Below are 8,882 nucleotides of genomic sequence, written 5' to 3' on the forward strand. Positions count from 1 at the left end.
CGTTCACGCTGGCCACCACGGTGCGGCTCGAGCAGGCGCTCGGCGTCTCCCTGCGCCAAGCGCCGAGCGCTCCGGCCGCGCCGGCTGCGAGCAATGGCGACGTCGCGCCGGACAGTCTGGGGTCGTATTCCCGCCGCGCCGTGGCGTGGCTCGAGGGCAGCTATGTCACGGTACGACCCTCGTTCGGCGACAGGGACGCGGTGTACGCCTATCGCACCGAGATCGCCTGGGACGAGGCGGCATCGTCGCTGCTGTTTCGGGAAGGCGAGCGGCAGGACGCGGCGTTCACCCAATGGGGCGAAGTCGCGGTGCCGCATCAGTCCGGCTTCATCTATCTCGTCACCAACCGGCATGGCCAGCATCGCCTGATCACGGTGTCGCGCCCGACCCAGACCGGCGAGATGTACGGCATCCTCACGACGCTGATGGCCGGGCGCGGCTCGCATTTGACGCCGATCGCGGCGCCAATCGCGTTTTTGCAGATCAAGAGCGTGCTCAATCCGACCATGGGGCGGATTTCGCCCGACGATGCCAACTACGCGGTCTATCGCGCGCACCTGCGCCGCACCACCGACGAGTCGTTCGCGCTGCTGCTGCAGGCATAGCGCGAAAAGGCCTCCTCACACACAGTGTCGTCCCGGCCTTGCGCCGGGACCCATAGCGGGTGATCCATCGATCAGGCCGAGTGGTCGAGGCCGTCGCAACAAATCGCATTCTTTGGCTATGGGTCCCGGCTTTCGCCAGGACGACGACGTAAGACCGAGCAGGTTCACGCTCCGGGCTAGCCCCCCGTCTCGGCGCTGATGATGTCGCCGAAGAAGTCCCACTTGCCGCTCTTGAACTGCATCATCCTGAGCTGCTCGATCGGGGCGAAATCGGTCGGGCTGGTGTTGATCGTGATGCCGGGGAGCAGGGTCTCCGGCGCAAAATCCTTCAGGCTCGCGGCCTGCTTCATCACGTTCTCGCGGGTCAGATCGTCGCCGCATTGCTTCAGCACCTGCACCATGGTCTGCGCCGCGGCATAACCATAGACCAGGTTGGTATCGGAAACGTTCGCGCCCGGCATGTACTTGTCGATGAAGGCCAGGAAGTCGCGCATGCCGCCGTCCTCCTTCCACTGCGGATCGGAGGCGTCCTTCAGGTATCCCGCCGACAGCACGCCTTCGGAGGCATCGAGCCCGGCCGGCTTCATCACCGCCCCGATCGAGATCGACACGTCGGTCATCAGGTGCATCGGCTTCCATTCCAGCTCCGCCATCTTCTTGATGGCCTGCGCCGCGAATTTCGGCGTCGCGATGTCGACGAACACGTCGGCGCCGGTGCCCTTCAGCTTGACGATGTGGGAATCGATCGACGGTTCGGTGGTCTCGTAGCTCTCTTCCGCGACGATCAGGCTGGCCGCCTTGTCGCCGAGCACGTCCTTCAGGCCTGCGACATAGTCCTTGCCGAAATCGTCATTCTGATAGAACACCGCGATCTTGGCGTTGGGCTTCTCCTTGAGAATGTATTTGGCGAAGATCCGCGCCTCCACCCGGTAGCTCGGCTGAAAACCCATGGTCCAGGGAAAGTCCTTCGGATCGTTCCACTTGCTGGCGCCGGTCGCCACGAACAGCTGCGGCACCTTCTTGCTGTTCTGATATTTCTGCACCGCCGACTGTGTCGGCGTGCCCAGCGCGTTGAACACCAGAAACACCTCGTCGCTCTCGATCAGCTTGCGGGTCTGCTCCACCGTCTTGGGCGGGCTGTAACCGTCGTCATAGGAGATGAAATTGATCTTGCGGCCGTTCACGCCACCCTGGTCGTTGATCATCTTGAAATAGGCCTCCTCGGTCTTGCCGATGACGCCATAGGCGGAGGCCGGCCCGCTATAGGCCTCGACATTGCCGATCTTGATCTCGGTATCGCCCGCGCCGGTATCGTACTTCTTCTGCGCGAACGCGGCCGGGCTCAAGAGCACCGCGAACGCGGTGGTCGCGGCCAGCAGCGAGAGGGTTTTGCAGTTCATTGAGAGCATTCCTTTGTTGTTTACGGGGCGGTGAGAGGGCTGGCGGAAGTCGAGCGCGATCGCCGCGGCGAAGCCCGAGAGCGCGTGCTCTTCCCCTCGCCCCGCTTGCGGGGAGAGGTTGGCGGGGCGCGCCGGGTGAGGGGACTCTTCACGCGTCCAAATGCGACCAAGCAGGATCGATCGCGGCATGGTCAGGAGGCCCTGGCCACGAGATCGCTGACCGAGAGCGTCGCAAAAGTCTCGCGCAGGGGGTCGAGTTGTGGTTCTTGCCGATCATGCGGGCGTCGAATTGCGCATGGGTGAAGCGGCGTTCGCCAGAGAGCTCGACCACCCCGACCTTGTCCGGCGTCCGGCGGCCGAAATGCGCAATCCAGTGGTCGTGGTGAACCGGCAAGATGTCCTCCCTGGTCGGCGGCCGTTGCCGCCTCGGCCCTGGCCGGGCCTGTTTGCAGCACACCATGCCCAACTCCGGCTGCTCCCGCCAGCAGGACTTTCGTGCATGGGGATTGCCACAGGCAGCTTGAACGGTAACAGGGAGCCGTCTTGCGTCGACTGGCTGCGCTGTATGCCATTGCGAGCCTTATCGTCGAGCGGCGTCTTGCGCCGACCCGTTGGCTCACAATGACACCGGAAATAGCTTCGCATTCTCGCCGCGCGTGTCGCGCGAGTTTTGCTTGTAAATTCGAGGCCCTCTTGATCAGAGGGCGTGGGGTACGCCGGGCGCCCGCTGCACCCGCAGCCTCGGGTGCGCATATTGGTAGAAAGTCAGCACACGAGTATTCACAGCGGTCGCACCGGAAATCACCCGGCATCCCCGCACGCAATGGTTTACGGCTTATACGCGCTCTCCTCGGTGATCACGCTTTTTTGCCACCGTGTCGCGTCACCGCTCCCGTATTTTTGCGGGATGGGATGTTTACGGCAGGATCAGGGGGGCCGAATTAGAAAAGGAGGGGGTTGCCGACAATCATGCCCCTCAGGCGGGACAAGAAAATGCCGAACGAACTTCTCGTGATCGAAGATACCGAGGTCCATCTGGCGATTCTTCGCAAGATCGGCGCCAAGGCCGGCTTCACGACGACTGGCGCCGACTCGGTCGAAGGCGCAGCCACCTTGCTGCGTCGGCGGACTTTCGATTGCATCACCCTGGATCTTTCTCTAGGGGAGCGATCCGGCCGGGAGGTCATCGAATTGCTTGCCGAACTGGACTGTCGGGCGCCGATCCTGATCATCAGCGGCTCCGACGACCGCGCACGCGACGACAACGTCCTGGTCGCGACGTCTCTTGGTCTCGTCGTCTATCCGCCGTTTCCGAAACCGGTTGATCTGGTGGCGCTCCGTCAAACACTGCAGCAGATCATGGCCGACACCGATCGTCAGAAGCTCGCGAAAGCCATCGGTCGTGTCTCACTGCTCGCAAATCAGCTCAAGGAGCTCTAAGTCGACTCGGGCAAGCGGTGAACCGAGGATGGTTCTGCCGAGGCGAACAGCGGATGTCGGCGGCCTCATTCCACTGCCAGGCGTTCGGCCAGTTCGGTCACATCGTCCCAATTCAGGCGGTGGACACCGTCCGGCGTCGCCACCTGAAGGCCTTGCTGGGTGACCGCGGCCGAGAACTCGGCGTCGCTTCCGACCGGGCTCAAATAGATGAGATCGGTACGGCGCCAGTCATGTGCCACAGCGGTGAAGGCGCGCGACAACGTCCGGCCCTCGTCCAGGGTCAGATCGAGAAACTGCCGCTCGCTCAACATCATCCGCAGCATGTCGCCGAGTATTCGATGGGTCACGCGTTTGACGAGTGGATAGCTCATACATCCCCGCTCAATTCGGGCCTCCCGGCAGTTGGACAGGTTTCACGCGCCAGCGCTCTCCGCAACCATGGCCGGCGCGACGATCAGGGCCTCGAAGGCCTCAAGGATTCGCGGAAGAGCTTCGCCGGTATCGTCCGCCCATGCGGAATTGACCAAAAATTGCAGGCGCAGGTGCGGATCGTCGCGGTGCCTCATGGCTCTAATCCGTGGGCCAGCGCAGCGAGCGGAGCGCCTCCGCTATGGCGCCGGCGCGGGCCGAGCGGAGCCAGTCCGCGAACGCGGCGTCGCCGATCGCTTCGATCGTGTCGTCGTGATCGATCTCGCCGCAGGCGGCCAGTGCCGCCTCTAGTATCGCAGACTTCCCGTAGGGCCGCTCGAGCAACCGCGCATAGGCATTGTAGTCACAGAGGCAGAGCAGCAAGAGATTGCGGAATCGCGCGGGACGGTCAAAGGCGCCGAGCCGTTCCAGCATGGCGGCGATCGGGCCGGCGCGTATCGAGGACACGCGATGCACGCGCTCGGACTCGGTCAGGGCCAGCATGGCCATGTCCCGGCATGCATCGGGAACCCCGAACCGCGCGCAGATCCCCTCGATGCGCGGACCGCCGCGCTCGACATGGCGGTAGTGAACGGGCAGATGTTCAACTGGCGAGTCTGACTTGCCGACATTCATCACCAGGGCGGCGAAGCGGACCTCCAAGGGAGCTCCAAGCCTGGCCGTCTCGTTCAAGGTCCGCATCAGGTGAACGCCGAGATCAACCTCGGATGGATCATCCGCGATTTGCGGCACTCCGAACAGATCAGCGATTTCGGGCAGGATTGCCTGCAAGACGCCCGATTCGCGCAAGACCCAAATCATCGTTCCGGGTTGGCGGTCCATGAGGCCGCCGGCCAGTTCCGGCCACATCGGGCAAGGCGACGTGTCGGCGAGCGCGCCTGCTTCCAGGATCAGGGCGATCGCGTCAATCGTTTCCTGGTCGGGAATTCCGTCCGCATCAGCATACAGCGCAGCCAGGCGCAGCAGACCCAGCCCGCGATGTCGTTGCAACCATTCCGATGCGAAGCCTTTCGATGCGCCGGTCATTAAATCGATTTACCCCAATTCGATACTGCGAACCGCTTCCGACTTCGCGATGAATTCGAAACGGTCAGCCTGATCGAAGTCCGCGATCGGCACCTCGAACACGAAACGGTTCGGGTACCAGAAATTGGCGTAGGGCAGGAACAGGCTGCTCGATGACAGGCAGGCCGATTGCCGCGCGCCGGCGTAGAGCACCGCGTCGAAGCCTGTCCCGTTGGTGGGCGCTGCGGTGTTGTCGCCGAACACCTCGAACTGGACGAATAATTTGGCGGATGGGAGCGCGTCCTCAACTGTCTTGATCACGACGACGCGAAGATCCTGGAAGCGGCGGCCGACTTTACCGTCCTGCAGAAGTTGCGCGAACTCGTGCGCGCGTCCCCTCTTGACCACGGTCGTGTCGGCCATGGGCGCGCCCAAATCGCCCAATCCAGCGGGCTTGGCGGGCGCCAATGTCACGACGGTACGGATTTCCTGCAGTGAAGGCACGATATGCTCCTGGTGTGGGTTCAACGTCGGAAACCCGACAAGGCTTCGGGTTCTGACGTGGACTACGCATATAACGCGCCAGATCGGCGTGACGCTGTGGAGGTGCAGGGCTGCAGGAGAGCCATGCCGACGATAAGCCCATGAATGCGCGCGCCCGCATCATGAACGACGCCGAGCACACCCCCCGCCGGAAAAAGCTGATTTCGGCCAGCGAAATTGTTATTCTGGCCGGGAATTCAGCGGGATAGACGGCCTTCGTTGCATCGACCCCGGTCACTTAGAAGGAGACAGCCATGACAGAGCCGTCCGAGCGCGCGCATCAACGCTTCCGTCTGGAGGAGGCGACCATTGCCGAGATGCAGGCTGCGATCGTTTCGGGCGAAACCACCTGCGTCGACATCGTCCGCCACTACATCGAACGCGCCAGGGCCTACAACGGGCCGGCGAGCCTGCTCGTCACCGCTGATGGGGCGCCGATCGAACCGGCGACGGGCACGGTGCGCGCCGGCAAGCCGCTGTCATTTCCGACCGAGACCGTGCCGGTCGCCTCGATCTATCCCGATCTCGACAAGTACCAGGGCAAGCCGCTCGAGCTCGGCCGGATGGAGGCGACGAGGTCCGATCCAGCGGTACAGCAGCAATACGGCATGGTCGTCGGCATCCCCGAGGGTACCCAGCTCAACGCGCTGTCGACGCTGAACATCCGTGGCGAGCGCTCGGTGGTCTGCCGTGGCGACTATGATCGCCATCCTGACGATGGCCCGCTGCCCGAAGGGGCTCCTGCCGTCTGCGAGATTTTCCGCCGCTACCCCGACGCGCTGGAGCGGGCGGCCGAACTCGACGCGGCGTATGGCCGCAATCCGGATCTCGCGGCGATGCCGATGTACGGCGTCGTGTTCTCGTTCAAGGACCCGTTCGACTGCAAGGACATGCGCTCGCTCGGCGGCGGCGATGCGGCCTACGACATCGACTTCCCGGCTCGCGATCACATCCTGGTCGACCAGCTCCGCAACAAGGGGGCGATCATCTACGCCAAGGCCGTCAGCACGGAATACAACGGCCGCGCCGGAGATCCCGGCGGCGCCGACCTGCCCGACAGGATCCTGCCCTCGACGCTCGGCTACCAGCGCTCGACCTGGGGCGGCAATCCGTCCAATCCGTACGACACGACCCGTTCCGCGTCGCTCGGTTCGAGCTCGGGCTCGGCGCTGTCGGTTTCGACCAACCTCGTGATGGCGAGCCTCGGCGAAGAGACCCGCGCCTCGTGCCGCGGCCCCGCCAACCACAACTCGGTGGCGCTGATTCTGCCGCACAAGGCGATGCTCGGCTTCAACGGCGGGGCGATCGGCGCAGACATCTACACCGATCGTACCGGCGTGATCTGCCGCTCGGTGTTCGATTGCGCCAAGGTGGTGGATGCGTTGCGCGACCGCGACAACGGCTACTACGATCCACGCGATGTGTTCACGACCGTCCCCCGTTCATCCATCCTCTCGACGCCGTTCGTGAGCCACCTCGCCGCATCGAGCGACAAGGGGGCACTGGCTGGGATGCGAATCGGGGTCATCCGCGAGTCCATGATCACGCCGCCGGGTTCGCTCGCGGAGGGGCCGATCGTCTCGGCAGCCGACAGGGAAATCCGGGACGTCCTCGGCGCGCATCTGGGCGCCACGCTGGTCGAGTCGGTCGACCCGCTCTGGAACAGCGATTCCAGCCTCGAGAAGATGGCGCCGAGCTTTCGCGACGCGGTCGCAAGGCTCGTCCCGATCTTCATGCCCGACATCCTGTTCCGGCTCGGGCCGGACGGTCTGCCGGTCTACAGGGAGGTCGCCGAAGCGATCATCCCGACCCCGTTCGTGCCATGCGCGATGCCGAGCCTCGCCTCGCCGACGGTCGCGGCCGGCGCCGAGATGTCGGTGATTCCGCCCAAGGTGTTCGGCAGCGGAGCCATGAAGCCGATCGACTATTGCGTCGCGCTGGCGGAGGGGCGGATCGCGCCGCCGCGCAACCTCGACATCCACACCATCCAGGAGCAGGAACTCGCGACCACCTTTCGTCTCCATATCCAGCAATATCTCATGCGCCGCGCCGCCGATTGGCAATCGCTCGGGATGACGGAAACGCTGACCAGCTTCGCGGAGCTGAACGCGCGATCGAAATTCTGGGGCGACGACCAGCGCGCCGCGTTCCTGAATTGGGACGCGCTGTCGGATCCGCGCAACCCGCTCGACGGACGGCAGGGCGTCAACGAGCGCGTGATGCTGCGCGAACTGCTGCGGCGCGTCGACATGATGGTGCTCTACGAGAACAAGCTCGACGCTTTTGTCCGGCTGCATTCACCGTGGGTGCCCGGCAAGATCGGCCATGCCAATCAGCCGCGCGGCGGCATGCACAACATCACCTGGGAGTCGTTCTACGGCCCGAACGCCGGTCTGACCGAGATCCTCGTTCCCGCGGGCTTTGTCGATGTGTGCTATGATCCGGTCTTCACCTTGTCCGATGATCGCAAGCGCTATGTGCCAACGGCCTCATCCGAGCCGACGCCGCTGCCGGCGCCCGGGTTGCCGTTCTCGCTGGTGTTCAGGAGCGAGCCCGGCAAGGAGGACGTCATTGTGCGCATCGCCTCGGCCTACGAGCGGGCCTCGCGACGCCGCGTGCCGCCGCCGGCGTTCGGCCCGCTGCAAGGACTCGTCTGATGCGCGCCGGGCGCGTGCCGCGATCCGCCTCAGCGAAGTTGAATCATATCAGCCTGTTCCCGCGAACCTCATCCTGAGCCCCCAGCTCCGAAAATCGGCGCTGCACACGGACCATGAACACAGGATCCGGCCGTGTTCATGGAGAGGGCGTCGCGCAAGCGATGCGCCTCGAAGGATGGCCGCGGGCGACGGCCGTGCAAAGCGGTCATCCTTCGAGGCAGCCCCTCGGGATGAGGGTCCAAATGCACAAAAACGATACGTCTTCGCACCGAGGCCCAGGAGCAGCTCAATCCTGCGCAAGCACGTCGCGTTCGCGGGCGATGTTGTCCTTCAACCACGTGCTCCCCGACTCGTTGATGCCTGCCCATGCTGCGTTGTCGCCCGTGATATCAAATATCAGCACCTGGTCGTCGGCGCCGATATGAGATTTCAGTCTATCCCGAATCTCCTCCGGCGCTTTGACGGACCGGACTATCCAGACAGTCTCCAAATGGTGCCACCAGGCTCCCAAGGATTGGATCGCTTCGACGAGTGCTTCATAAGCCGCGCCCTGTGCAGGATGAATGTCGTAGGCGATGAGGAGCGTGGCCCCGCGCTCGGCCGCCATCAAATGCCTGAGTGCCTGATGTTCCGGTCCGTGGCCGCCCGAAAGAAAGCTTTCAATGTCCAGATAAGAGACGTGGCCGCCTGACTCGGGATTCGCGACGTGCTTGACCGCAGGCAATCCGGTCTGGAGATCCCGGCCAAGGAACCACGAATCGCCATTGCTGCCCCTGAAGACAAGCTTTTCACCGGCGCCGGAC

General features: G+C 63.9%; 10 protein-coding genes. 3 read left to right on the top strand and 7 right to left on the bottom strand.

Features of this window, described 5'->3' with window-relative positions:
* On the top strand, positions 1 to 605 hold a 605-nt coding region (locus WCB02_RS42440; protein WP_423969123.1), incomplete at its 5' end, for a transcriptional regulator.
* A 176-nt stretch (positions 606 to 781) separates the two neighbouring features.
* Here the strand turns inward: WCB02_RS42440 and WCB02_RS42445 are convergent.
* Positions 782 to 2,014, bottom strand: a complete 1,233-nt coding sequence (locus WCB02_RS42445; RefSeq protein WP_423969126.1) for an ABC transporter substrate-binding protein — start codon at positions 2,012 to 2,014, stop codon at positions 782 to 784.
* A 139-nt stretch (positions 2,015 to 2,153) separates the two neighbouring features.
* Positions 2,154 to 2,399 carry a hypothetical protein gene (locus WCB02_RS42450; RefSeq protein WP_423969128.1) on the bottom strand — a complete coding sequence of 82 codons (246 nt, stop codon included), beginning with the start codon at positions 2,397 to 2,399 and terminating at the stop codon, positions 2,154 to 2,156.
* A 599-nt stretch (positions 2,400 to 2,998) separates the two neighbouring features.
* On the opposite strand from WCB02_RS42450, the gene WCB02_RS42455 reads away from it, so the two are divergent.
* A complete protein-coding gene (locus WCB02_RS42455; protein ID WP_423969130.1) occupies positions 2,999 to 3,445 on the top strand; it encodes a response regulator in 447 nt (148 codons plus the stop codon).
* Between the two features lie 65 nt (positions 3,446 to 3,510).
* Here WCB02_RS42455 and WCB02_RS42460 read toward each other — a convergent pair whose 3' ends face one another.
* The 4 genes from WCB02_RS42460 to WCB02_RS42475 all read right to left on the bottom strand — a co-directional run bounded on the left by WCB02_RS42460 (position 3,511) and on the right by WCB02_RS42475 (position 5,383).
* Positions 3,511 to 3,768, bottom strand: coding sequence for a hypothetical protein (locus WCB02_RS42460; protein ID WP_423969132.1), 258 nt, complete (start codon positions 3,766 to 3,768; stop codon positions 3,511 to 3,513).
* A gap of 90 nt (positions 3,769 to 3,858) precedes the next feature.
* On the bottom strand, positions 3,859 to 4,011 hold the full coding sequence (locus WCB02_RS42465; RefSeq protein WP_423969134.1) for a hypothetical protein: 153 nt from the start codon (positions 4,009 to 4,011) through the stop codon (positions 3,859 to 3,861).
* 4 nt (positions 4,012 to 4,015) lie between these two features.
* Complete coding sequence (locus WCB02_RS42470; RefSeq protein WP_423969137.1) at positions 4,016 to 4,900, bottom strand: tRNA nucleotidyltransferase; 885 nt, start codon at positions 4,898 to 4,900, stop codon at positions 4,016 to 4,018.
* Positions 4,901 to 4,909: 9 nt separating this feature from the next.
* A complete protein-coding gene (locus WCB02_RS42475) occupies positions 4,910 to 5,383 on the bottom strand; it encodes a hypothetical protein (protein WP_423969139.1) in 474 nt (157 codons plus the stop codon).
* A gap of 293 nt (positions 5,384 to 5,676) precedes the next feature.
* On the opposite strand from WCB02_RS42475, the gene WCB02_RS42480 reads away from it, so the two are divergent.
* Positions 5,677 to 8,079, top strand: coding sequence for an amidase family protein (locus tag WCB02_RS42480; RefSeq protein ID WP_423969140.1), 2,403 nt, complete (start codon positions 5,677 to 5,679; stop codon positions 8,077 to 8,079).
* Positions 8,080 to 8,365: 286 nt separating this feature from the next.
* Here WCB02_RS42480 and WCB02_RS42485 read toward each other — a convergent pair.
* Positions 8,366 to 8,882, bottom strand: a 517-nt coding sequence (locus WCB02_RS42485; protein ID WP_423969143.1) for a hypothetical protein, incomplete at its 5' end; no start/stop codon positions are given.

Source organism: Bradyrhizobium sp. (assembly GCF_049581145.1).
Classification (GTDB): domain Bacteria; phylum Pseudomonadota; class Alphaproteobacteria; order Rhizobiales; family Xanthobacteraceae; genus Bradyrhizobium.